This window comes from Rahnella sp. EDr1-12 (assembly GCF_049206505.1).
Taxonomy (GTDB): Bacteria; Pseudomonadota; Gammaproteobacteria; order Enterobacterales; family Enterobacteriaceae; genus Rahnella; species Rahnella rivi.
This window is the reverse complement of record NZ_JBLZNY010000001.1, coordinates 1,217,758-1,240,965: the sequence shown is the minus strand read 5'-3', so window position 1 is coordinate 1,240,965 and position 23,208 is coordinate 1,217,758. Positions and strand designations below refer to the sequence as shown.

The 23,208-nt window shown below is 51.6% G+C and carries 22 protein-coding genes and 1 other RNA gene; 12 read left to right on the top strand and 11 right to left on the bottom strand.

The window, feature by feature from the left end; all coding sequences use genetic code 11:
- Nucleotides 1-113 precede the first annotated feature (113 nt).
- Entirely contained in the window at nt 114-935 is an 822-nt protein-coding gene (cof, locus tag ACO0U8_RS05860) for an HMP-PP phosphatase (RefSeq protein WP_122096006.1), read from the top strand.
- Between the two features lie 67 nt (nt 936-1,002).
- On the opposite strand, the gene ACO0U8_RS05855 is transcribed toward cof, so the two are convergent.
- The gene (locus ACO0U8_RS05855; protein WP_421670444.1) at nt 1,003-2,046 is read right to left on the bottom strand and encodes a PLP-dependent cysteine synthase family protein; all 1,044 of its coding nucleotides are present in this window, start codon (nt 2,044-2,046) and stop codon (nt 1,003-1,005) included.
- Nucleotides 2,047-2,166: 120 nt separating this feature from the next.
- On the opposite strand from ACO0U8_RS05855, the gene ACO0U8_RS05850 reads away from it, so the two are divergent.
- From ACO0U8_RS05850 to amtB, 5 genes are all read left to right on the top strand, one after another.
- Nucleotides 2,167-2,622 carry an Lrp/AsnC family transcriptional regulator gene (locus ACO0U8_RS05850; RefSeq protein ID WP_056771107.1) on the top strand — a complete coding sequence of 152 codons (456 nt, stop codon included), beginning with the start codon at nt 2,167-2,169 and terminating at the stop codon, nt 2,620-2,622.
- 137 nt (nt 2,623-2,759) lie between these two features.
- Entirely contained in the window at nt 2,760-4,532 is a 1,773-nt protein-coding gene (locus tag ACO0U8_RS05845; protein WP_390974565.1) for a SmdA family multidrug ABC transporter permease/ATP-binding protein, read from the top strand.
- Between the two features lie 7 nt (nt 4,533-4,539).
- Nucleotides 4,540-6,324: a SmdB family multidrug efflux ABC transporter permease/ATP-binding protein gene (locus tag ACO0U8_RS05840; protein WP_421670680.1), complete on the top strand. Its 1,785-nt coding sequence runs from the start codon at nt 4,540-4,542 to the stop codon at nt 6,322-6,324.
- 339 nt (nt 6,325-6,663) lie between these two features.
- Nucleotides 6,664-7,002: a P-II family nitrogen regulator gene (glnK, locus tag ACO0U8_RS05835; RefSeq protein WP_009639071.1), complete on the top strand. Its 339-nt coding sequence runs from the start codon at nt 6,664-6,666 to the stop codon at nt 7,000-7,002.
- A gap of 80 nt (nt 7,003-7,082) precedes the next feature.
- Nucleotides 7,083-8,372: an ammonium transporter AmtB gene (amtB, locus tag ACO0U8_RS05830; RefSeq protein ID WP_056771114.1), complete on the top strand. Its 1,290-nt coding sequence runs from the start codon at nt 7,083-7,085 to the stop codon at nt 8,370-8,372.
- A gap of 140 nt (nt 8,373-8,512) precedes the next feature.
- Here the strand turns inward: amtB and tesB are convergent, their stop codons facing one another.
- Nucleotides 8,513-9,379: an acyl-CoA thioesterase II gene (tesB, locus tag ACO0U8_RS05825; RefSeq protein ID WP_056771119.1), complete on the bottom strand. Its 867-nt coding sequence runs from the start codon at nt 9,377-9,379 to the stop codon at nt 8,513-8,515.
- A 246-nt stretch (nt 9,380-9,625) separates the two neighbouring features.
- Here tesB and ACO0U8_RS05820 point away from each other — a divergent pair, with 246 nt between their 5' ends.
- Entirely contained in the window at nt 9,626-10,207 is a 582-nt protein-coding gene (locus ACO0U8_RS05820; RefSeq protein ID WP_122096003.1) for a YbaY family lipoprotein, read from the top strand.
- A 52-nt stretch (nt 10,208-10,259) separates the two neighbouring features.
- Here ACO0U8_RS05820 and ACO0U8_RS05815 read toward each other — a convergent pair whose 3' ends face one another.
- Nucleotides 10,260-10,568 carry an MGMT family protein gene (locus ACO0U8_RS05815; protein WP_421670443.1) on the bottom strand — a complete coding sequence of 103 codons (309 nt, stop codon included), beginning with the start codon at nt 10,566-10,568 and terminating at the stop codon, nt 10,260-10,262.
- Nucleotides 10,569-10,761: 193 nt separating this feature from the next.
- Between ACO0U8_RS05815 and ffs the strand changes: the two genes are divergently transcribed.
- Nucleotides 10,762-10,858, top strand: an RNA gene (gene ffs, locus ACO0U8_RS05810) — signal recognition particle sRNA small type.
- Nucleotides 10,859-10,935: 77 nt separating this feature from the next.
- On the opposite strand, the gene ACO0U8_RS05805 is transcribed toward ffs, so the two are convergent.
- The gene (locus ACO0U8_RS05805) at nt 10,936-12,285 is read right to left on the bottom strand and encodes an NCS2 family permease (protein ID WP_056771129.1); all 1,350 of its coding nucleotides are present in this window, start codon (nt 12,283-12,285) and stop codon (nt 10,936-10,938) included.
- A 70-nt stretch (nt 12,286-12,355) separates the two neighbouring features.
- The gene (locus tag ACO0U8_RS05800) at nt 12,356-14,143 is read right to left on the bottom strand and encodes an adenine deaminase (RefSeq protein ID WP_421670442.1); all 1,788 of its coding nucleotides are present in this window, start codon (nt 14,141-14,143) and stop codon (nt 12,356-12,358) included.
- A 140-nt stretch (nt 14,144-14,283) separates the two neighbouring features.
- On the opposite strand from ACO0U8_RS05800, the gene ACO0U8_RS05795 reads away from it, so the two are divergent.
- Nucleotides 14,284-15,231: a LysR family transcriptional regulator gene (locus tag ACO0U8_RS05795; RefSeq protein ID WP_421670441.1), complete on the top strand. Its 948-nt coding sequence runs from the start codon at nt 14,284-14,286 to the stop codon at nt 15,229-15,231.
- Nucleotides 15,232-15,314: 83 nt separating this feature from the next.
- Here the strand turns inward: ACO0U8_RS05795 and ACO0U8_RS05790 are convergent, their stop codons facing one another.
- The 3 genes from ACO0U8_RS05790 to ACO0U8_RS05780 all read right to left on the bottom strand — a co-directional run bounded on the left by ACO0U8_RS05790 (nt 15,315) and on the right by ACO0U8_RS05780 (nt 16,528).
- Nucleotides 15,315-15,518: an HHA domain-containing protein gene (locus ACO0U8_RS05790; protein ID WP_056771138.1), complete on the bottom strand. Its 204-nt coding sequence runs from the start codon at nt 15,516-15,518 to the stop codon at nt 15,315-15,317.
- Between the two features lie 45 nt (nt 15,519-15,563).
- Nucleotides 15,564-15,932, bottom strand: coding sequence for an Hha toxicity modulator TomB (gene tomB, locus ACO0U8_RS05785; RefSeq protein ID WP_056771141.1), 369 nt, complete (start codon nt 15,930-15,932; stop codon nt 15,564-15,566).
- A 242-nt stretch (nt 15,933-16,174) separates the two neighbouring features.
- The gene (locus tag ACO0U8_RS05780) at nt 16,175-16,528 is read right to left on the bottom strand and encodes a hypothetical protein (protein WP_421670440.1); all 354 of its coding nucleotides are present in this window, start codon (nt 16,526-16,528) and stop codon (nt 16,175-16,177) included.
- 356 nt (nt 16,529-16,884) lie between these two features.
- On the opposite strand from ACO0U8_RS05780, the gene ACO0U8_RS05775 reads away from it, so the two are divergent.
- The 3 genes from ACO0U8_RS05775 to ACO0U8_RS05765 are packed head-to-tail and all read left to right on the top strand — an operon-like array spanning nt 16,885 to nt 19,389.
- A complete protein-coding gene (locus ACO0U8_RS05775) occupies nt 16,885-17,613 on the top strand; it encodes a metal ABC transporter ATP-binding protein (RefSeq protein ID WP_421670679.1) in 729 nt (242 codons plus the stop codon).
- Nucleotides 17,610-18,467, top strand: coding sequence for a metal ABC transporter permease (locus tag ACO0U8_RS05770; RefSeq protein WP_056771149.1), 858 nt, complete (start codon nt 17,610-17,612; stop codon nt 18,465-18,467). Before ACO0U8_RS05775 ends, ACO0U8_RS05770 begins: the two co-directional genes overlap by 4 nt.
- Before the next feature lie 43 nt (nt 18,468-18,510).
- Nucleotides 18,511-19,389, top strand: a complete 879-nt coding sequence (locus tag ACO0U8_RS05765) for a metal ABC transporter substrate-binding protein (protein WP_217204986.1) — start codon at nt 18,511-18,513, stop codon at nt 19,387-19,389.
- 124 nt (nt 19,390-19,513) lie between these two features.
- Here ACO0U8_RS05765 and ykgO read toward each other — a convergent pair whose 3' ends face one another.
- The 3 genes from ykgO to acrB all read right to left on the bottom strand — a co-directional run bounded on the left by ykgO (nt 19,514) and on the right by acrB (nt 23,204).
- Nucleotides 19,514-19,654 (bottom strand): type B 50S ribosomal protein L36, encoded by a 141-nt coding sequence (ykgO, locus tag ACO0U8_RS05760; RefSeq protein WP_015698299.1) that lies wholly within the window; start codon nt 19,652-19,654, stop codon nt 19,514-19,516.
- Between the two features lie 21 nt (nt 19,655-19,675).
- Nucleotides 19,676-19,930 (bottom strand): type B 50S ribosomal protein L31, encoded by a 255-nt coding sequence (locus ACO0U8_RS05755; protein ID WP_056771154.1) that lies wholly within the window; start codon nt 19,928-19,930, stop codon nt 19,676-19,678.
- A gap of 121 nt (nt 19,931-20,051) precedes the next feature.
- Entirely contained in the window at nt 20,052-23,204 is a 3,153-nt protein-coding gene (acrB, locus tag ACO0U8_RS05750) for a multidrug efflux RND transporter permease subunit AcrB (protein ID WP_056771158.1), read from the bottom strand.
- Between the last annotated feature and the right edge of the window lie 4 nt (nt 23,205-23,208).

Sequence of the window (23,208 nt, the reverse complement as noted above, 5' to 3'; positions counted from 1 at the left end):
AAAACCAAAGTGTGAGCTAAAACCGGAACAGTATTCATAAAGTGTTCACTATTAGTTCCGTAAATCTCAGTCCATACTTTGCGGGTGAAAACAACGCCGCTCAGAGAGGAAATATGTACCGTTTAGCTGCATTTGATATGGATGGCACGCTGCTTTTACCTGACCACACGCTGGGCGACAAAACGTTGTCCACGTTGCGACAGTTAGCTGAAAAGCCGGTAACGCTGACCTTTGCCACCGGGCGTCATTATCTCGAAATGAAAGATATTCTTGCTAACATCGGGCTGGATGGCTATCTCATCACCGGCAACGGTACCCGTATTCATGATCTCAGTGGCCACCGGCTGCACGCCAGCGATTTACCCGAGGATTGTGCGCACGAATTACTGCATACCTCGTGGGACACGCCAGCCAGTGTGCATGTTTTCCGCGATGACGGCTGGTTCACTTCTCTCGACGATCCGGATTTACTCATTCCGCATCAGTTCAGTGGTTTTCGCTATCAGTTACAGGATCTGCGCTTATTACCGGATTCCGGTAACAGCAAAGTGTGTTTCTGCGCCCCGCATGACGTGTTGTTGTCGCTGGTGCCTCAGCTCGAAGCTCACTTTGGCCCGCGCATCGATTTATGTTTCTCTGCGATGGATTGTCTTGATGTGCAGCCCGCAGGCAGCAACAAAGGCAGCGCGCTTGCATTGCTGACGGACGGTCTGGGGATCAACATGTCAGAGTGTATGGCGTTTGGGGATGCCATGAACGACAAGGAAATGCTCGAGGGCGTCGGGATGGGGCTGATTATGGGGAACGCGTTACCCGTTCTGAAAGAGAAGTCACCGCACTTACAAATTATCGGGCATTGCCGTCATCAGGCGGTGTCTCACTTTTTGCAACACTGGCTGCACACACCAAACCTCACCTATTCCCCCGAATATTAAGGTCTTGCAGCAAGCCGGGTCATCTGTCCCGGCTTTTTTCCTTTCTTACGTCTTATTTAACGCGGAGTTAACTTAGTCCTTCCAGCTGCTGTGCGTATCGTGAAATGTCCCCGATGTTCTTCGCTACCCAACTCTCATCGAAGTATGTATTCAGATAACGTTCGCCGCTGTCGCAGAGCAGGGTGACGATAGAGCCGGTTTCCCCTCTCTCACGCATCTGCGTAGCCAGCTGCAGCGCACCCCAGACGTTGGTACCGGTTGAGCCGCCGACCTTACGCCCCAGCACCTTCTCAAGCCAGTGAAGCGTCGCGATGCTGGCCGCATCAGGCACGCGCATCATGTCGTCTATTACACTTGGTATGAACGATGGCTCAGCGCGAGGGCGGCCAATACCCTCAATACGGCTGCTGCATTGCGCAGTGACGCTGGCATCACGCTGTTGATAATAATCGTAAAATACTGAGTTTTCCGGATCAACGACCACCAGTTCCGTATCGTGCCCCTGATAGCGAATATAGCGGCCCAGCGTTGCGGAAGTACCGCCCGTTCCCGCGCTCATCACCAGATAACGCGGTATCGGATGCGGCTCATGCGACATCTGTCGGAAAATACTGTCAGCAATATTATTGTTCCCGCGCCAGTCGGTTGCCCGCTCTGCGTAGGTAAACTGATCCATGTAGTGCCCGTTCAGTTCACGGGCGAGTTGCTCGGATGCGGCATAGATCTGCCCTGAGTTCTGGACGAAGTGACACTGGCCACCGTAAAACTCAATTTGCTGGATTTTTCGTGGAGCAGTGCAAGAAGGCATCACGGCGATAAAAGGCAATCCCAGCAGGCGTGCGAAATAGGCTTCAGAGATGGCGGTGCTGCCTGAAGAAGCTTCCACAATAGGCGTGTTTTCACGTATCCACCCGTTGCACAAACCGTACAAAAACAGAGAGCGGGCAAGGCGATGTTTCAGGCTGCCGGACGGATGGGTACTTTCATCCTTCAGATACAGTGAAATTCCGGGAAAGTTGTTGAGTGACAGGCGAATCAGGTGTGTATCGGCGGAACGCTGAAAATCGGCGTCGATTTCTTTAATAGCGTGACTAACCCAGGAATTGCGCATGATGCAGGCTCATAAAAGTGTCTTGATGCACACAAGAATAACGTAACTCACGGAGAAATAAGTTACCCTTTAACCCAAGAAGATAAGATTTAATAGAAAAATTTCCTCCCGGAGGCCGGTATGGTAGATAAAATTGACCTTAAATTGCTCTCCCTGTTGCAGAAAGATTGCACATTATCTCTGAATGAACTGGCGGATGCGGTCAATCTCACCACCACGCCGTGCTGGAAAAGGATTAAGCGCCTCGAAGATGACGGCATTATTCGCGGGAAAGTGGCCCTGCTGGACGGCGATCGGTTAGGGCTAAGCCTGACGGCGTTTGTGCTCATCAAAACTCAGCATCACAACAGCGAGTGGTACCAGCGCTTTGTTCAGCAGGTTGAGGCATTTCCTGAAGTGCTGGGTTTCTACCGGATGGCCGGTGAATATGACTATTTACTGCAGGTGCAGGTGTCCGATATGAAAAGCTACGATAACTTTTACAAGCGACTTGTGAACGGCATTCCAGGGCTGAATGATGTGACCTCCAGTTTTGCGATGGAACGCATAAAATCCACCACCGCATTGCCGATTTGATGCAAAAGTTACAGTAAAAAGTTTCATCAGAATCGCCAGTTAACTCTGTTATCCTTGTCGCCTGATGAGAAAAAAGTCCTGCTTCGGGCGCTTTTTCTCAATAAAATCATCATTATTATTTGTATGGAAAACACTGCGTGAGATTGTTCGCCCAATTAGGCTGGTACTTCCGACGTGAATGGCGCCGGTATCTGGGTGCCGTTGCCTTGCTGATTATCATTGCCATTCTGCAATTGATACCGCCCAAGCTAGTCGGTGTCATTATTGATGGCGTCACGACCAAAACGATGTCAACCGGCGTACTGTTTGCGTGGCTTGGGCTCATGGTCGCCACGGCAATTGTGGTGTATTTGCTGCGTTACGTCTGGCGCGTGCTGTTGTTCGGTGCGTCCTATCAGCTTGCCGTTGAACTGCGTCAGGATTTCTTCCGGCAGCTCAGCCGTCAGCATCCGGCCTTCTATTTACGCCACCGTACGGGTGATCTTATCGCCCGGGCAACCAATGACGTCGATCGCGTGGTTTTCGCCGCAGGCGAGGGCGTTCTGACGCTGGTTGATTCGCTGGTCATGGGGCTTGCTGTTCTTATCGTGATGGCGACGCAAATCAGTTGGGAGCTGACGCTTCTGTCGCTGGTTCCAATGCCGGTGATGGCCATTATCATTAAACGCTACGGCGACCAACTTCATCATCGCTTTAAAACCGCGCAGGCTGCCTTTTCCTCATTAAACGATCAGGCGCAGGAAAGCCTGACCAGTATTCGCATGATCAAAGCCTTCGGCCTTGAGAACCATCAGTCTTCCCAGTTTGCTGATGTGGCCGCTGATACCGGTGCGAAAAACATGCGTGTAGCGCGTGTTGATGCCCGTTTTGACCCGACTATTTATGTCTCGATTGGCATGGCTAATTTGCTGGCTATCGGCGGTGGTAGCTGGATGGTGGTTAACGGGCATCTGACACTCGGGCAGTTAACCAGTTTTGTCATGTATCTCGGGTTGATGATCTGGCCGATGCTTGCACTGGCCTGGATGTTCAATATCGTTGAACGCGGTAGCGCCGCCTACAGCCGCATCCGCAGCCTGCTTGAGGAAGCGCCAAGTGTCGTGGATGGTACTGCGCCTCTGCCTGCCGGACGTGCTGTACTCGAAGCAAACATTGCGGATTTCCACTATCCCGACACAACGCATCCGGCCTTGTCCTCTGTGAAGTTCTCCCTGCAACCTGGGCAAATGCTCGGTCTGTGCGGCCCGACAGGTTCCGGTAAAAGTACCTTGCTGGCGCTGCTTCAGCGACAGTTTGATGTCACTGAAGGAGATGTGCTTTATCACGGCCTGTCGCTGAAAACGATCCGCCTGGATGACTGGCGCGCACGTCTGGCGATTGTGAGCCAGACCCCTTTCCTGTTCTCTGACACCGTCGCACAAAATATTGCGCTGGGACGTCCGGAGGCCAGCCGGGAAGAGATCGAGGAAGCGGCGCGGCTTGCCAGCGTTCATGACGATATTCTGCGTTTACCCGGCGGCTATGAAACAGAGGTCGGAGAGCGCGGAGTGATGCTTTCTGGCGGGCAGAAGCAACGAATTTCTATTGCCCGTGCTTTATTGCTGAAAGCGGAAATCTTGATCCTCGATGATGCATTGTCTGCGGTTGATGGCAGGACAGAGCATCAGATCCTGCACAACCTGCGTCAGTGGGGCAGCGACCGCACCGTGATCATCAGTGCCCATCGTCTCTCCGCACTGACCGAAGCCAGCGAGATTCTGGTGTTTAACCACGGCTGTATTTCCCAGCGCGGAAGCCATGAGCAACTTGCCGCTGAGTCAGGATGGTATCGCGATATGTTCCGTTATCAGCAGCTGGAAGCCGCACTGGACGATGTACCGCAGGAACAGGAGCCGGAACAACGTGGCTGAGCAAAAAGTGAGTAAAATTCAAAAGATGTGGCCGACGCTGAAGCGCCTGCTGGGCTACGGCAAGCCTTACAGAAAACCTCTTTCTGTCGCGGTGCTGATGTTGTGGATTGCGGCAGCAGCAGAGGTGACCGGGCCGATTCTGATCAGTTTCTTTATCGACCACTATGTCGCCAAAGGCGAAATGCCGTGGGACAAAATCAGTCTGCTGGCATTGTGCTTTATCCTGCTGCAGTTTCTGGCTGCCGGATTGCACTATTTCCAGGCGTTGCTGTTTAACCGGGCCGCAGTGGGCGTGGTTCAGCGTTTGCGTACCGATGTGATGGATGCTGCATTACGCCAGCCGCTGAGTGCGTTTGATACCCAGCCCGTCGGGCAACTGATTTCTCGTGTCACAAATGATACGGAAGTGATCCGCGATCTGTACGTAACCGTCGTCTCGACCGTATTGCGCAGTATTGCGTTGATCGGCGCGATGCTGGTGGCAATGTTCAGCCTCGACTGGCGTCTGGCCTCGGTGGCGATATGCATTTTCCCGGCGGTTTTCGTCGTGATGGGGCTGTACCAGATTTACAGTACCCCGATTGTTCGTAAAGTAAGAAGCTATCTGGCGGACATCAATGACGGTTTCAACGAAGTCATTAACGGCATGAATGTCATCCAGCAGTTCCGCCAGCAAAAGCGTTTTGGCGAACGTTTGACCCGTGCCAGTCAGTCGCATTATCTGGCGCGTATGCAAACGCTCCGGCTGGAAGGCTTTCTTCTGCGACCATTGCTCAGTTTGTTCTCTTCGTTAATTCTGTGCGGATTGTTACTGCTGTTCGGATTCAGCGCAGAAGGTTCAGTCGGCGTCGGTGTTCTCTATGCTTTCATCAATTATCTGGGGCGTCTGAACGAGCCTTTGATCGAACTGACCTCGCAGCAGTCGATTCTTCAGCAGGCCGTCGTCGCGGGTGAGCGAATTTTTGACCTGATGGACCGAACCCAGCAGCAATACGGGGCTGACGACAAAAGACTTACCGGCGGCGAGATAGACATTAAAGACGTCAGTTTTGCCTATCTGCCGGACAAATGGGTGCTGGAAAATATATCCCTGCATGTGCCATCGCGAGGTTTCGTTGCGCTGGTCGGGCATACGGGCAGCGGTAAAAGTACGCTGGCGAATTTGCTGATGGGATATTACCCGCTCAATAAAGGAGAGATCCGGGTTAATGGCCGTCATATTTCCGATCTCTCGCACGCCAGCCTACGTAAAGGGATTGCGATGGTTCAGCAGGATCCGGTGGTGCTGGCTGAGTCGGTTTTCGCCAATGTCACGTTAGGGCGCGATATCGATGAAGCGCAAGTCTGGCACGCGCTGGATATTGTGCAGCTTTCGCCTCTTATTCGCGAAATGCCGGAAGGTTTAAACACTCGCCTCGGCGAACAGGGCAATAATCTCTCGGTGGGTCAGAAACAGTTGCTGGCCATGGCACGCGTTTTGGTGCAGGCCCCGGAGATTTTGATCCTTGACGAGGCAACAGCCAATATCGACTCAGGTACTGAGCAGGCGATCCAGCGTGCACTTCGGGCCATCCGCCAGCAAACGACGCTGGTGGTGATCGCCCATCGTCTTTCGACGATTGTCGATGCGGATAACATTTTGGTATTGCATCGTGGTCAGGCAGTGGAGCAGGGCAATCATCTGCAACTGCTGGCTGAAAAAGGCCGGTATTATCAGATGTATCAGCTACAGCTTGCCGGTCAGGAACTTGCCTCAGCGGAGCAGGCTACGCCAGCGACGCAAAACGCCTGATACCCGCCCCAACGCAGCATAGCGCACCGCGTTGGGGTGGTTTTTTCTCCCGATTTCCCCCCTCCTTTTTTCTGGCCTGCACCTTCATCTGGCATCAAGTCTCTGGGCGTGATGTCACTGCACTAAAAAGCAGCGGTCGGCACCTTATTGGTGCGCGCGTCCTGATAATGATGTGAACGGCCAAGTGTGCGCCTCGTCACGAATATTCTGAAAATGCCGTATTACGCGGTAATCAAACGAATCTCTCTGCAATTTCAACTCTGGCACAGCCTTTGCTTTATCCATTTCGTATCGGGCGCGGTTTTTCCGCGGCAAGCCCTTAATTCGAGGAGTGGCAAAATGAAGCTGGTTACTGTGGTGATCAAACCTTTCAAGCTGGAAGACGTGCGCGAAGCGCTGTCTGCTGTTGGAATTCAGGGCCTGACCGTAACGGAAGTTAAAGGTTTCGGCCGTCAGAAAGGTCACGCTGAACTGTATCGCGGTGCAGAGTACAGCGTGAACTTCCTGCCAAAAGTAAAAATCGATATTGCTATCGCTGACGATCAGCTTGATGAAGTGATCGACGTGATCAGCAAAGCGGCCTACACCGGAAAAATTGGTGACGGCAAAATTTTCGTTGCTGAATTGCAACGCGTTATCCGTATTCGTACCGGTGAAACCGACGAAGCAGCACTGTAATTTCAGGTTCATCTCTTTGAATGAAGAGTTGAGATAAAAGAGCTTAGAAAAACAGTTTTGAGAACAGGGGTGGGCTACTAATGAAAAAACTTTTATCCATGATGGGGCTTGGCGCGGTTGCATTGTTGCCTTCGCTTGCCATGGCAGCAGCGCCGGCAGCCGCTAACGGTGCTGACAATGCCTTTATGATGATTTGTACTGCACTGGTGCTGTTTATGACCGTGCCCGGTGTGGCGCTGTTCTACGGCGGCTTACTGCGTTCTAAAAACGTGTTATCTATGCTGACTCAGGTCATCGTGACGTTCGCGCTGGTCTGCGTTCTGTGGATCCTCTACGGTTACAGCCTGGCCTTCAGCGAAGGCAACGCATTCTTCGGCGGTTTCGGTAATGTGATGATGAAAGGCATCGGCCTTGATTCGGTCACCGGCACCTTCTCGCAGATGATTCACGTGGCGTTCCAGTGTTCATTCGCCTGTATCACCGTGGCGCTGATCGTGGGCGGTATCGCTGAACGTGTACGTTTCTCTGCGGTCTTGATTTTCACTGTGATCTGGCTGACCTTCTCCTACATTCCGATGGCTCACATGGTTTGGGCGGGTGGTTTCCTGGCAGCAGACGGTGCGCTGGACTTTGCCGGCGGTACGGTGGTTCACATTAACGCCGCCATCGCGGGTCTGGTCGGTGCCTACCTGTTAGGTAAACGTGCAGGATTTGGCAAAGAAGCATTCAAGCCACACAACCTGCCAATGGTCTTCACAGGTGCGGCGATCCTTTACGTTGGCTGGTTTGGTTTCAACGCCGGTTCAGCAAGCGCAGCAAGTCCAATTGCGGCTCTGGCTTTCCTCAATACCGTTATCGCAACGGCTGGCGCAATCCTGTCATGGACATTTGTAGAGTGGATGGTTCGCGGTAAACCTTCTCTGCTTGGCGCAAGCTCCGGTGCCATCGCGGGACTGGTTGCCATCACGCCAGCCTGTGGTACGGTCGGCGTGGGTGGTGCGTTGATTATCGGTCTGGTCGGTGGTGCTACCGGTCTGTGGGGTGTGGTTACCCTGAAAAAATGGCTGCGTGTTGATGACACCTGTGACGTATTCGGTGTGCACGGCGTGTGCGGTATCGTAGGCTGCCTGCTGACCGGCGTATTCACTTCCAGCTCACTGGGCGGCGTGGGTTATGCAGAAGGCGTCACCATGGGCCATCAGGTCTGGGTACAGTTCTTCAGCGTCTGCGTTACGCTGGTCTGGTCAGGTGTTGTTGCCTTCATCGCTTATAAAGTAGCTGATATGCTGGTCGGTCTGCGTGTTCCTGAAGAACAGGAACGTGAAGGTCTGGACGTCAACAGCCACGGCGAAAATGCTTACAACCAGTAATCTCAGTCATATACATTCAGAGAAGGCAGTGCGCTAACGCTTTCTGAACGGCAGTACCAAAACTAAAAATAATGATGAATAGCAAAAGGGGCGATATCACTATCGCCCCTTTTTAATGCCTGATTTTCAGACCGAAAAGCTTATTCTGCCGTTCTCTGACGGATCACACCTTCCTGCACCGTAGTGGCAACCAGCACCCCTTCGCGGGTGTAGAACTGACCGCGTACAAAACCACGGGCACCGGAAGCAGATGTGCTTTCAACCGCGTAAAGAAGCCAGTCGTCCATACGGAATGGCCGGTGAAACCACATCGAATGATCGATGGTCGCGACCTGCATTCCTGGCTCCAGAAAACCAATTCCGTGCGGTTGCAATGCGGTCGGCAGGAAATTGAAGTCTGAAGCATAACCCAGCAGATACTGATGGATGCGCAGATCGTCTGGCATTTCGCCGTTGGCGCGGAACCACACCGCGCGATGCGGCTCTTCTTTAGTGCCTTTCAGCGGGTTATGGAATTTCACCGGGCGCATTTCAATCGGCCGGTGACGGAGGAATTTATCACGAATTTTTTCAGGGATCAGATGCGCAAGATTTTTGGCAATATCTGACTCCGAAATCAGTGACTCCGGCGGCGGTACATCAGGCATGGTGTTTTGATGTTCAAAACCCTCTTCATGACTCTGGAAAGAGGCTGTCATGTAGAAAATAGGTTTACCGTTTTGTACCGCTTTCACACGACGGGCGCTGAAACTGTTGCCGTCGCGCAAGTTTTCCACGTCATAGATGATCGGTTTACTGCTGTCACCCGGACGTAAAAAGTAACTGTGGAACGAGTGGATCCCGCGATCAACCGGCACCGTTTGTTTGGCTGCGTAGAGTGCCTGCCCGACAACCTGCCCGCCAAAGACCTGGCGCAAGCCCAGATCCTCACTTTGACCACGAAACAGTCCTTCTTCGATTTTTTCCAGATCCAGAAGATCCAGCAGATTTATTAACGCCTGACTCATAGTGGCCTCATGAAAGTTACCGGTTAATTCATGCCTGATGCAGCCCGTAAGCGCAGCAAAAGCACAGGTCTAACCTGTTAATGATAGAGGATCTTACGGGCGCTCAGAAGACCTGTTTAGCCACCGGGAGGAAAAATTCAGATTATTGTGCCATGATTAACAGGTACGCTGGTTAAAGAAACCATTTTCATGTCGGCGTTTATTACAGCTTGTCGACAAGCGAATAATAAAAAGGGAGTACGATCTATGAAACTTTGGCAGATAGTAGGTGGAACCGCGCTGTCTCTGACTCTTGCCGGATGCGCACAGCATCATGAGGCACCCGCGCAGCAAGCTCCGGTGAATACGGCAGCCAGTCCGGCCACCCAACCCGCGATAACGGGGCCAAACGTATCCGGTAGTGTGTTTATCGCTCAGCGTGTGGCGTTGCCGCCTGATGCGGTACTGACCGTGACATTGTCCGATGCCTCTGTTGCTGATGCACCATCGCGTGTGATCTCGCAGAAAGTGGCGAGAACGCAGGGTAAGCAGGCACCATTCACGTTTATCCTGCCGTATAACCCGCAGGACATTCCACCGAACTCACACGTTATCCTGAGTGCGGCGGTGACCATCAATGGTCAGATGACCTTCGTGACCGACTCCATTAAAGAAGTGATTAATAATGGACAGGGTACACGTGCGGATCTGCAACTTGTCCCGGTTGTCTCCGTTCCTGTTGCCACCAAGCCGGGTGCATTAGGGCCACTGAGCAACCCGTCTGAACCGACAGGATTAGGCACCGCTCCGGCACCGGTCAGCGCAGTCGCTCCGTCGCCTGCTTATTAATGTCCGCTGCTGTCACAATAAACACCGCTCCGGCGGTGTTTTTTTATGCGAATTACCACTTCCAGCCATACTTCTCTAAATCGATTTTGCCTTTACTAAAGACGACGCCTTCGGCCAGAAGCGCCTGACGCTGGCGTTTAAAATCTTCACCCTGCAATGAAATCTCGCCGTGGCGGTTAATCACACGGTGCCAGGGAAGGGTGCTGCCTTCGGGCAATTTCTTCAGCACGCCGCCAACCTGACGGGCAGCGCGTGGCGATCCTGCCAGTTGTGCCACATTACCGTATGTTGTGACCTGGCCTGCGGGGATAGCCGCTATAATTTGAAATACGCGCTGACGAAAGTTATCGGGCTCCGACATTACATCCTCCTCAGTGTCTGCCCGACAGTATGACGTAATTTTGCGTCTCAGACAGGCGAGTTTCGGCGCTGTTGTTTAAGAAAACACCGGTTGTCGGCGGTTAACTTGCTTTTGCGGTGGGCATCACTGATAATGCCCACCGCTTCAGTTCTCCCGTAAAGAGAAGTGAAGCCAACAACGACAATGGGGGCCCTGTTGGTTCTCCCGCAACACTAACTTGTTAACTCGGTCAGGTCCGGAAGGAAGCAGCCATAGCAGGTGTCGTGTGTGCCGGGATGTAGCTGGCAGGGCCTCCACCATTTCAGGCCCCGCAAACTTTACGCCTTCTCTTTTCGATTCCTAACGCCAGTCTCTTTTTTCTTTTGTTTCAGTGATGCACCAGCGTCGTGAAGTAATACACCAGCGGGATCGCCAGGATATACAGCCCTGTCGGCACTTCGCGCATTTTTCCTGCCACCACGTTGATGATGATGTAAAACAGCAATCCGCCCGCGATGCCCGTACCAAAACTGTTGGAAATCAGGGTAATCATCACCATGAGCAGCACCGGTAAAGCATCGGTGAAATTCGCTAAGTCCACTTTGCGCAAATTACTGAACATATTCAGGCCGATGAGGATCAGCGCCGGTGCGGTCGCTTCTTTGGGGATCATCAGTGCCACCGGCGTGAACAGCAGCATCAGCAGGAACATCACCGCCGCCGCCAGCGCCGTCAGACCCGTTTTCCCTCCCGCCTCAGCCGCCGCTGAGGATTCGATTAATGCGGTTGCCGCAGGAATACCGACAACCGGACCCAGCGCCGCAGCAATCGAATCCACCATAAAGGGCCGGTTGATGTGCGGCATGTTGCCGTGTTCATCCAGCAGTCCGGCTTCACCGCCCACCGCCAGCGTGGTGCCCATGGTTGAGAAAAATTCTGAGGCGAAAAAGATAAACAGAAATGGCAGGAAGGCGATATTGATGGCGCCAGTCAGGTCGACTTTCCCCCAAAGCGGGGCGAGAGAATGTGGCAAAGCGATCCACTGTTCAGGTAAATGGGTTACGCCAAACGGGATCCCGGCTACCGTTGCCAGCAGAATCGCCCAGAGAATAGCACCGGGGATTTTACGAGCCTGTAAACCCACTGCCACCAGCAAACCCAGCAAAGCAATCAGCGCACCCGGAGAAGTGAAATCGCCCAGTGCCAGCGCGTGCGTTTTGGCATTGGCCAGCACCAGGCCTGCATTACGAAAACCCAGCAGCGCGACGAAAATACCGATCGACGCCGTCAGACCCAGTTTGATGGATTGCGGAACCGAGCGGGTGACGACTTCACGCAGGCCGAATACCGTCATCACAAAAAATAAGATCCCGGACCAGCAGGCAATGCCCAGCGCAATTGGCCAGGTGATACCGTCTCCGGCCAGCGTAATACCGACCAGTACCGAACCGCCGATGCCAGGGCCAACCATAAACGGCAGATTCGCGTAGAACGCCATCAGCAAAGAACCCAACACAAATACCAAAATGACGCCGGTGGTGGCGGCTCCTTTATCCATGCCACCCGCCGCCAGCAGACCGGGGATCACTATCAGCAAATAAGCCGCTGCCAGAAAACCGGTGATCCCGGCCAGACATTCGGTTTTTGCTTTTGTATCCCGCTGACGAAGCTGAAAGCGGCGCTGCAACCAGCTTTCACCCGATGAGGCTGTCACATTTTTCACAGAGCTGTCGGTCATAAAATTCCCCTGAACATCGTCATTAATGAGTGGTGCGTGCTGTTTTTTTTGTGTTTCTTATTAATAAAGATCAGGCCTCGTCGGGCCAGATTTCCAAAACAGGATCGACAATCTCGCGCAATCCGCCATCCGTCAGCCCTAAATCCGTCAGATGTGGCCCTGCATTACAGGCGAGACAGGTTCCTTCGATCGCTTTAAAGACCCGGTACGGGGGCTCCCAGTCAGCGATCTGCGCGCTAAGCTCGCGAAGATTTTTAAACTGTGCGGCCAGCACGTCTGCGGGTAAATCTGAGAGCATTCCGGCAATTGGCATATCGACACTGGCCAGCAACGTCGCGTTCTGGCTCAGCGCCATACCGCCACCGCTGGCGATCAGCTGATTGGCGGCCAGCATCATGTCGGCGGGATGACGGCCAATAACCACGAGATTATGTGAGTCATGGGAGTAAGAGGTGGCTATCGCTCCGCGTAATTCTCCCCAGCCCTCCAGCAACGCCATTTTCGGCGTGGCTTCATGACGCCCATGCCGGTGCTGTACCCAAATCAGGCTGAAACCTTCCGGAATTTGTACGACTCCGCTTTTGACTTCCACAATCACTTCGCTCCATTGCGTGAAGCGAGCGCCCTTGATGTTACGTAAGCGCGCCTTACCTTTTTTCAGTCCGGGGATTTTTAAATGAAAATCAGCTTCGGCCACTTTTTGCAGGCGCATGGTGTCGCGTGGGGGGATAACGTCACTGGCGACAGCGGGGCTGAATAACATTTTCCCGTGTTCTGCAACGCAGTTTCCGGCGACATACACTTTGCGCGGGTTGAGCGTCTCAAGAGAGTCGAATGCAATAATGTCAGCAGTGCGGCCTGCGGCAATCAGCCCGAGATCTGAGCGGCGCATACGGATGGCGGCGTTAAATGTCGCCATTCTCAACACGTCTTCAGCACGTAAGCCAAAGGAGATCAGCAGTTTGACCAGCGCGATCAGTCCGCCTTTTTCCAGCAGATGATCGGGTGGCACGTCGTCAGTACACAGCGTAATTTGCGAGGAAAGATGCGGTAAGGCCAGCAGAGCGGCAGCAATATCCGGCAGCAGATAAGGATGAGAACCACGAATTTGCAGAGTCAGGCCTGCGCGCAATTTCTCCAGCGCATCTTCCGCTGAGGTCAGTTCATGATCGGAAGTCACACCTGCCGCCAGATAGGCCTGGAGCTGCTCGTCTTTAAGCCCGCGCGCATGGCCTTCGATCAGTTTGCCGCTGCGTAATCCGGCATCAAGGATTTCCATCATGCGTTCGCTGCCGTTCAGCACGCCATACATATCCATGACTTCCGCGACGCCGGCAACTTCCGGCCAGCTCAGCATGGTTTGCATTTCCTGGCCTTTGAAATCCGCTCCCGACATTTCCAGACCCGGCGTTGAAGGCACGCTGGAAGGCGCCGCGCAAATCACACGCAATGGCAAACCCCGGCTGGCTTTGACTGCGTACTCAACGCCGGCCACGCCCAGCACATTTGCCAGCTCATGGGGATCCCAAAAAACGGTCGTCGTCCCCTGAGCGACAACGATCTCCGCATATTTTTCAGGGGGCAGGTGGGAGCTTTCAATGTGAACATGGGTATCGATAAGGCCGGGTGAAAGATAAAGACCTGATAAGTCATCAATATTTTTCGACCGGGTAAATTTTCCACGCGGGTGGACACTGGCAATCATGTGACCGACCAGACCCACGTCTGCATCACGGATCTCACCCGTCACCATGTCGACGATCTTTGCGTTGATCAGCAAATGGTCAAAAGGAATTTTCCCCAATGCGGCATCAATCGCCCGCTGGCGTAAGGGCAGGGAAGCGAGGTTCTCGGTCATAGCAGTTTCCGGATTTGCAGAATGATGTGGCTAATGTAGGGAGAGGAAGGGGCTTTGCACAGATGATTTATTTTATCCGATTATAAGATGCGGTTATGCTGGGCAAACGTTTTCTATTTTGACCGGAACCTCTGCACATTATGTCTGAACCCTGGCGTCGTCTGCCTGCGCTGTCTCTCAAGCAAATTCAATATTTTGTGACGCTGGCGCAATTGCGCAGTTTTACTGAAACGGCGAACCGTCTGGCAATCAGCCAACCTGCGTTAAGCAGTGCGCTGCGACAAATTGAATCCGTGTTGGGTGGGAAGTTATTGCACCGGACGGCGCAGAACGTCAGTCTCACTGAGCAGGGTGAAGCTGTGCTGCCGTATGCAGAACGCTTATTGAATACTGCTCACAGCGTGTTCGATGATATGCAGCAAATTATGCACCAGGGCGGAGATGGAACTTTACGTATCGGATTAGTGCCTTCAGTCAGCACATTATTATTTCCGGCGGTGCCACAATTATTATCTGAATATTTCCCTGATATGCGTGTGGAATTCCATGACCTGACAAATGACGCATTATTATTGGAACTCGAGAACGGTTCTGTTGATTTTGGTATCGGCGCTACCGACAGTATCGTACCGGAATCGATAGCAATATATCCGCTGCTCGAGGATCCGTTTGTCGTGGTGATCAGGCGTGATGACGCGCTGGCAGAAGGGCATAACATCCCGTGGCGGCAACTGGCAAAAAGGGACATTGCGTTGTTTTCAAAAGGAAATGTGAGCAGGCTGGTGACGGCGATGAATGAGAGTCATCGTCTGAATTTACGCGTCAGTTACCGGGTAGATTTTCAGGAAACGTTATATGGACTGGTGCGGTCGCGCATGGCATTAGCGATTTTACCGGAATTATACACGGCAACGCTGAACGATAATGAATTAACGGTCATTCACCTGCAGCAGCCGATGTTAAGTCGAACGGTCGCTATGATGCGTAAACCGGTTCCATTACGATCGGCAAAAACAGAACAGTGTTTTCAATTTCTCTTAAAGACGTTTCATCAACGAATCAAAGAAAAGAATGAAAGAGTGCTGTGAGGGAAATTGTTTAACAACGCTAACGTAGTATTGCTGAAATAATAAACACTGAGCCGGACGATAATTCGGCTCAGTGCAAGCACTTAACGTACAAACTTCCATACGGCAACGGGGATTTTATCGTATAGCTTATTCATCGTCAGTTCAGCCAGACGATGGTCAGCTGCCGAGTAAAACAATTCGAGTTCGTCGTCGGAAAGCTCATACTTATTTTTTTCAATAACACGTTCAAGCGTATCAATAGTGGTGCATTTTCTTAAACGCATCAAATAGTCGATTTTGTTCATCGTAGCCTTTTCATTTTGTTCTGATGACAACATATAAATTATTACTCAAGTCTTCATTAGGGTACAGATGTAGTCCCCTGAGAACATTCTGAATAATCGCTTTTTGGTCTTTTGCCATTGGCGTAAATCAGAATCGTTAATTCCATAATTACTGAAGAGGGTGTAGGTATCATCCAGATACTCTTCAACCAGATCACTTAAATGGTTATCGTCGGGGTACTTAATTTTAAAACTCATCACAAAAGATGCAATGTGTTCTATCAGTTCGTTGAGTTGCAGGTTAACAGCTGATGTAGGGTCATTGACCCAACCATGATGACTGTCACCCAGTGTCGCAATCCCTTCATCATACAACATTTCATTCAGGAATCGTAACTGAGCGATATCGTGCCGCTTAGGCGAGTACTCATCCATATCATCCCCTCCGTAATGGTTTATTCGGTGTTGATAACACTCTGTGAGTAAACAACAAAACTTAATGGCTTACAGGAAACAGCTCTCACTACACTTTTTAAGAACTACACATCATGAGTTAAACATCAGTAACAATCACAATAAAACGGACTCAGACAGGAGGTTTTACATGGGATAATTCTACAGTCAACGGTTTAAATATAATTCATTTTTAGAACGCTGTGCAAACGTATTACTCAAACTTACAATTCGTCTGAAGTTGTTCCTCTGGTCATATCAATAATATCAAACTCAAGCCCTTCAGGGGTGACTGAGAATGTGACATTTTGCGTTGTGAATTCATCAGCATTAATGTCCAAGCATCCATTGAAAATCGTCCATTTGAACCTGTAACTCATTGAATATATGCTTTCGCCTGTTTGAGTTATAGACACGATTTCCATGGAATTCGGCTCATAACGGGCATTTTCAGAAAAATAAGATAAATCGCCAATTAAAGGTTCTTCAATTTCAGATAAAGAACGTTCAATAATCTCTTGTAACGTTTTAAGAGACGGATTTTGCCCATAAATATTACCGGGAATGATTTTCCGCACGCCTTTTATCCTCTGAACCTGTATCTCTTCATTATTACATACTTTGAGTATTCTGTGGATTTAGTGGAAAAAAAAATTTCCAATGCCTTTACGCATAGTCAGTTGATTTTCATCATGTTTAGGATATGTACATTATTTTTTACCCTTTTCTTACAGTTTTGGGGGACTTCACGCCGTTAAGAAACTGAAACAGTTCATGTATTGATAAAAATGCCTTCATGTGATGTTATATTATAACTATTTGGGGGCACCATGACTAAAACACTCTTTACCATTTCTTCGCCACTACGCTGCATGGGGGTTTTGGCCGTGCTCGTTGTTCTCTGGACCGCAATTTATTGGGCGATTTCGCTACCATGATTTTCGTTAACAACCTTGAAGTCGGCTATGACCGCCGCGCTGTTGCGATGCCAATAAGTGGACGATTTTTAACGGGTTCGCTGACGGCGGTGATTGGCGCTAACGGTGCCGGTAAATCGACTTTCTTAAAAACAGTGGCAGGCCTGCAACAGGCGATTACGGGAGATTTTACCTTCAGTCAGGGCCAGCGGCCGCGCCTGGCCTACTTAACTCAGCAGACTGAACTGGATCGCGGATTTCCCATCAGCGTTGTGGATCTTGTCGCCATGGGGTGCTGGCCGCAGAGCGGTTTATTTGGGGGTATTAACCGGCAGTCTGCGACAAATGTTGCGCAGGCGCTGGAAACCGTTGGAATGACCGGAATGGAACATTACCCGGTAGGTTCGCTCTCCGGCGGACAGTTGCAACGCACCTTGTTTGCCCGCTTGCTGGTCCAGCAGGCGCCGCTGATTATGCTTGATGAGCCTTTTACCGGCATTGACAGCCAGACCACCGCGCTGTTGTTAAACGTGATTGCGCAATGGCATCAGGAAGGTAAAACCGTCATCGCGGTTTTGCACGATATTTCTATGGTAGCGCGTCATTTTCCTGACGTGCTTTACCTCAGTGCTCAGCAGAATCTGTGGGGAAGCGCCCGCGAGGTTCTGAGCCATTTCCCCAACCCGTCGCATGCCTGTGTCTCGGTAGAACCTTTTGCTCTGGCGGCGGGAGTCGCAAATTCATGATGCTTTTCCATTTGCTTGCCGACCCGTTTATTGAATTCGGATTCATGCGCCGTGCTTTGATCGCGTGTATTGCGTTATCGATAAGCGCCACGCCTTTGGGTGTTTTCCTTTTGTTACGTCGCATGAGCCTGGTGGGTGATGCGCTTTCTCATGCCGTATTACCGGGTGCTGCGATCGGTTATCTGATTTCGGGTATGTCACTGGTGGCGATGGGCATTGGCGGATTTATTGCCGGGTTGGCGGTCGCGATGTTATCGGGGCTGGTGAGTCGTAAAACGCAATTGAAAGAAGACGCCAGCTTTGCCGGTTTCTATCTTGGCTCGCTTGCCCTGGGCGTCACCTTGGTTTCGTTGCGGGGGTCGAGCGTTGACCTGCTGCATGTGCTTTTTGGCTCCATTTTGGCCATCGATTCTTCTGCAATGATCATGGTTGGGATCATCAGCAGCGCGTCATTACTGATGCTTGCCTGCATTTATCGCGCACTGGTGATTGAGTCTTTTGACTCATTATTCTTGCGGGTCAGCGCCGGAAAATGGCTGGCGGTGATCCACGGCATTTTTCTGGCGCTGGTGGTGATCAATCTGGTGGCCGGTTTTCAAATCCTCGGCACGCTGATGTCCGTCGGGTTGATGATGTTACCCGCGGCCAGCGCGCGATTCTGGGCCCGGGATTTACCTCACACTCTTCTGAGCGCGATGATTATCGGCATCCTCTCCAGCGTTGTCGGGCTGATCTGGTCTTATTACGCCTCATTGCCCGCCGGACCGGCGATCGTCCTCAGCGCAACGGTGATTTTCTTTATTTCAGTATTATTTGGAAGGCGGGGCGGGATGTTAACGGCCTCGCGTTGTTAGCAGTAAAACAATGAAAATGCAGTACCACAATTAAGGGGACATGATGAAAGTATTACCTGTATCACTCGCAGTAGCTGCCCTGCTGTCGAGCCCGCTGGCGATGGCGAAAACCGTGAATGCGGTGACCAGTTTTTCTATTCTGGGTGACATTGTTCAGGAGGTAGGGGGCGAGCACGTGAAGGTCACTTCGCTGGTGGGGCCGGATGGTGATCCGCACAGTTTCGAACCCTCGCCAAAGGACAGCAAAGCCATTAATGCCTCTGATGTCGTTTTCGTCAGTGGCTTAGGGCTGGAAGGTTGGATCGATCGTCTGGTGAAGGCATCGGGCTACAAAGGCCATCTGGTGACCGCATCTGAAGGCGTCAATTCCCGTAAAATGGAAGAAGACGGAAAGCAAATCACGGATCCACATGCCTGGAACAGTATGGCAAATGGCGTGATTTATGCGACCAACGTGATGAATGCGTTGATCAAAGCCGATCCACAAGATGCTGATTATTTCCGTCAGCGTGGTAAGGCCTACATTGAACAACTGCAAAAACTGGATTCGTGGGCGAAAACCGAGTTCGCCGGCATTCCTCAGTCAAAACGTAAAGTGCTGACAAGCCATGATGCTTTCGGTTATTTCGGCCAGGAATATCATGTGAGTTTTATGGCGCCGGTAGGCTTTTCAACTGAATCGGAAGCCAGCGCCAGCGGGGTGGCGTCTTTGATTAAGCAGATCAAAGATGAGAAGGTAAAAACCTATTTCATCGAGAATCAGACCGATCCGCGCCTGGTGAAGCAGATTGCTGCCGCCAGCGGAGCACAACCGGGTGGGGAGTTGTATCCGGAAGCGCTGTCAGGGCCACAAGGCCCGGCAACGACTTACGTCAAAGCGTTCAAACATAACGTTGAGACAATTGTCGCCAGCATGAAATAAGATCTAACCCTCCCCACGGTTTTTACGTGGGGAGATTTACATCATGTCTTAGCACAGAAAAAGCCCCGTCGGGCAAGCGACGGGGCTTTTGTTTTTTCAGGCGTAAGGCCGTATGAGACAGCGCTTAGCGTTTTTTCTTCTTGCCTTGCACGGCTTTAAACCGTGGATTGCTTTTGCAAATCACATAAATCCGCCCTTTACGACGAACAACGCGGCAATCCGGATGACGTTTTTTAGCCGAACGTAGTGAACTCAGAACCTGCATAAAAATTCTCCCTGATGCTGATTACTTCTTACCGAGGAAGCTGCCGAAACGCTGGTTGAAGCGTGCGGTGCTGCCTTCTTTTGAATACTCTTTCTGCTTGCCGGTGTAGTACGGATGCGATGCGGAAGACACTTCAATAGTGATATAGGGGAAAGTGACACCTTCCAGATCAATGGTACGGTCAGTCGAGATGGTCGAACCGACTTTGAAGTATTCGTTAGCGCTGGTGTCGTGAAATACAACCGTGCGGTAAGCAGGATGGATAGCGGGTTTCATAATGCCTCTAAATGTTATGTTATACTATAACAATAAGTATGCGCCCATCTGTTTTCATGTTCAAGCATCAGACGAAAAAAAAGGCCGCATAAGCGGCCTTTCATCAGGGTAGGGGATCCGGTTACAGCGTCGGATGCTCTACTTTATGCGTATGTTCAATGTCTTCGTTCTTCTTACCGAAGCGGCGACGAACCACCACGAAGAAGACCGGAACAAAGAAGATCGCCAACAGCGTTGCCGTGATCATCCCGCCCATAACGCCGGTACCTACGGCGTTCTGAGAACCGGAACCTGCGCCGGAGCTGATAACCAGCGGCATTACACCGAGGATGAAGGCCAGTGACGTCATCAGTATCGGACGCAGACGCATACGGACGGCTTCCAGCGTTGACTCAATCAGTCCTTTACCTTCTTTATCCATGAGGTCTTTGGCGAACTCAACAATCAATATGGCGTTCTTCGCTGACAGCCCTATGGTGGTTAACAGACCCACCTGGAAGTAAACGTCGTTGCTCAGACCGCGCATCGTTGCCGCCAGAAGCGCACCCACAACACCGAGTGGAACGACCAGCATGACCGAGAACGGAATCGACCAGCTCTCATACAACGCCGCCAGACACAGGAAGACGACAATCAGCGAGATAGCGTACAACGCCGGAGCCTGGTTACCGGATAAACGTTCCTGATAAGACAGACCCGTCCAGTCATAGCCGATGCCGCTTGGCAGTTTAGAAGCCAGAGACTCCATCATCGCCATCGCATCACCACTACTCTTACCCGGAGCTGGCTGACCAAGGATTTCCATCGATGGCAAACCGTTATAACGTTCCAGACGCGGTGAACCGTATTCCCATTTCGCGCTGGAGAACGCGGAGAATGGCACCATCTGACCCGCGCTGCCGCGGACGTACAGATTGTTAATGTCCGAAGGCAACATGCGGTACTTGTTTTCAGCCTGCACGTACACTTTCTTCACGCGACCACGGTCGATAAAGTCGTTGACGTAGCTACCACCAATCGAAGCACCTAACGTGGTGTTGATGTCGGAAATAGACACGCCAAGCGCCGTAGCTTTTTCCTGATCAATTTCGATTTTATATTGTGGAGTATCTTCCAGACCGTTCGGACGAACCTGAGTCAGCAAGTCCGGATGCTCAGCAATCATGCCCAGCAACTGATTACGTGCCTGCGTCAGTTTGTCATGCCCAAGGTTAGCCTGGTCAATCAGCTGGAAGTCGAAGCCTGTCGCCGTACCCAACTCAACAATTGCCGGTAAGTTGAACGGGAACACCAGTGCATCTTTAATGGTGCTGAATGCGCCCATTGCACGGCCTGCAATCGCAGGAACTTTGTTTTCAGCGCCGCTACGCTCAGACCAGTCTTTAAGGCTGACGAACGCGATACCGGTGTTCTGACCACGACCCGCGAAACCAAAGCCGTTAACGGTAAACACGGAGTTTACGTTGGCTTTTTCTTTCGTCAGATAGTAATCGCTGACTTCATCGAGCACTTTCTGAGTACGTTCCTGGGTCGCACCTGCAGGCAACTGTGCCATGGTCAGGAATACGCCCTGGTCTTCTTCCGGAAGGAAGGAGGTTGGCAGGCGAATGAACAGGAATGCCATGCCGACAACGATCAGCAGGTAAATCACCAGATAACGGCCCGTGCTGCGCAGAATGTTACCCACGCTGTCGGTGTAGTGGTGCGTACTTTGCTCGAATTTCTTGTTAAACCAGCCGAAGAAACCTTTCTTCTCGTGGTGCTCGCCTTTGGCAATCGGCTTAAGCATGGTCGCACAAAGCGCCGGCGTCAGAATCATTGCCACCAGAACCGACAGCACCATGGCAGATACGATGGTGATGGAGAACTGACGATAGATAACCCCGGTCGAACCGCCGAAGAAGGCCATCGGGATGAATACTGCGGACAGCACCATCGCGATCCCCACCAGTGCCCCCTGGATTTGCTCCATGGATTTCTTGGTAGCTTCTTTCGGTGGCAGCCCATCTTCAACCATGACGCGCTCGACGTTCTCGACCACGACGATGGCGTCATCGACGAGCAAGCCTATCGCGAGCACCATCCCGAACATCGTCAGGGTATTTATCGAATAGCCAAACGCAGAAAGGACGGCAAACGTACCGAGCAATACCACCGGAACGGCAATCGTTGGGATCAGCGTTGCGCGGAAGTTTTGCAGGAACAAGAACATCACCAGGAATACCAGGACGATGGCCTCGAACAGTGTTTTACCCACTTCTTTAATCGAGATTTTTACAAACGGCGTGGTGTCATAAGGATAAACAACTTCCAGGCCTGCCGGGAAGAACGGCTGCAGTTTAGCCAGCGTTGCCTTAACCGATGCTGCTGTATCAAGGGCGTTCGCGCCGGTCGCCAGTTTGATACCCAAACCGGAAGCAGGTTGTCCGTTGAAGCGGGCAATAACGTCGTAGTTTTCACCACCCAGTTCAATCTTCGCCACGTCTTTCAGGCGAACCTGAGAGCCGTCCTGATTCACTTTCAGAATGATTTTACCGAACTCATCGGCGGACTTCAGACGTGTCTGCGCCACGATAGAGGAGTTCAGCTGCTGACCAGGAACCGGCGGTGTACCACCGAGCTGACCTGCTGCAATCTGGTTGTTCTGGATTTTAATGGCATTGATGACATCAACCGGCGTCAGCTGGAAGTTGTTCAGTTTGTTTGGATCCATCCAGATACGCATCGCGTACTGAGCACCAAACAGCTGAACGTCACCTACGCCTGATGTACGGCTGACCGGGTCTTTGATGTTCGAACCCACGTAGTCGGCGATATCATCCTGCGTCATTGTGCCGTTGTTAGAAATAAAGCCTGCGACCATCAGGAAGCTGCTGCTCGATTTCTCTACGGAAATACCCTGTTGCTGAACTTCCTGCGGCAGCAACGGCGTTGCCAGCTGCAGTTTGTTCTGAACCTGAACCTGTGCGATATCCGCATCGGTACCGGAAGCAAACGTAAGCGTGATCTGGACAGTACCTGAAGAGTCACTGGTCGACGACATGTACATCATGTTGTCGATACCGTTCATGTTCTGTTCAATAACCTGGGTGACCGTATCCTGAACCGTTTGCGCATCGGCGCCCGGATAAGTTGCGGTCAGCTGGATAGCCGGTGGCGCAACCGTTGGATACTGTGCGATAGGCAATTTAAGAATTGCCAATGCCCCTGCCAACATGATGATGATGGCGATCACCCATGCAAAGATGGGACGATCTATAAAAAACTTAGCCATGAAT

Bases quoted from the DNA above. Each gene is read 5' to 3' on its own strand.
- ACO0U8_RS05755 (WP_056771154.1), bottom strand. From the start codon at position 19,930: ATGAAACCCGCTATCCATCCTGCTTACCGCACGGTTGTATTTCACGAC.
- ACO0U8_RS05790 (WP_056771138.1), bottom strand. From the start codon at position 15,518: ATGAACAAAATCGACTATTTGATGCGTTTAAGAAAATGCACCACTATT.
- ACO0U8_RS05805 (WP_056771129.1), bottom strand. From the start codon at position 12,285: ATGACCGACAGCTCTGTGAAAAATGTGACAGCCTCATCGGGTGAAAGC.
- ACO0U8_RS05850 (WP_056771107.1), top strand. From the start codon at position 2,167: ATGGTAGATAAAATTGACCTTAAATTGCTCTCCCTGTTGCAGAAAGAT.
- cof (WP_122096006.1), top strand. From the start codon at position 114: ATGTACCGTTTAGCTGCATTTGATATGGATGGCACGCTGCTTTTACCT.
- ykgO (WP_015698299.1), bottom strand. From the start codon at position 19,654: ATGCAGGTTCTGAGTTCACTACGTTCGGCTAAAAAACGTCATCCGGAT.
- ACO0U8_RS05770 (WP_056771149.1), top strand. From the start codon at position 17,610: ATGATGCTTTTCCATTTGCTTGCCGACCCGTTTATTGAATTCGGATTC.
- ACO0U8_RS05820 (WP_122096003.1), top strand. From the start codon at position 9,626: ATGAAACTTTGGCAGATAGTAGGTGGAACCGCGCTGTCTCTGACTCTT.
- ACO0U8_RS05775 (WP_421670679.1), top strand. From the start codon at position 16,885: ATGATTTTCGTTAACAACCTTGAAGTCGGCTATGACCGCCGCGCTGTT.
- tomB (WP_056771141.1), bottom strand. From the start codon at position 15,932: ATGGATGAGTACTCGCCTAAGCGGCACGATATCGCTCAGTTACGATTC.
- ACO0U8_RS05765 (WP_217204986.1), top strand. From the start codon at position 18,511: ATGAAAGTATTACCTGTATCACTCGCAGTAGCTGCCCTGCTGTCGAGC.
- acrB (WP_056771158.1), bottom strand. From the start codon at position 23,204: ATGGCTAAGTTTTTTATAGATCGTCCCATCTTTGCATGGGTGATCGCC.
- glnK (WP_009639071.1), top strand. From the start codon at position 6,664: ATGAAGCTGGTTACTGTGGTGATCAAACCTTTCAAGCTGGAAGACGTG.
- tesB (WP_056771119.1), bottom strand. From the start codon at position 9,379: ATGAGTCAGGCGTTAATAAATCTGCTGGATCTTCTGGATCTGGAAAAA.
- ACO0U8_RS05855 (WP_421670444.1), bottom strand. From the start codon at position 2,046: ATGCGCAATTCCTGGGTTAGTCACGCTATTAAAGAAATCGACGCCGAT.
- ACO0U8_RS05815 (WP_421670443.1), bottom strand. From the start codon at position 10,568: ATGTCGGAGCCCGATAACTTTCGTCAGCGCGTATTTCAAATTATAGCG.
- amtB (WP_056771114.1), top strand. From the start codon at position 7,083: ATGAAAAAACTTTTATCCATGATGGGGCTTGGCGCGGTTGCATTGTTG.
- ACO0U8_RS05795 (WP_421670441.1), top strand. From the start codon at position 14,284: ATGTCTGAACCCTGGCGTCGTCTGCCTGCGCTGTCTCTCAAGCAAATT.
- ACO0U8_RS05800 (WP_421670442.1), bottom strand. From the start codon at position 14,143: ATGACCGAGAACCTCGCTTCCCTGCCCTTACGCCAGCGGGCGATTGAT.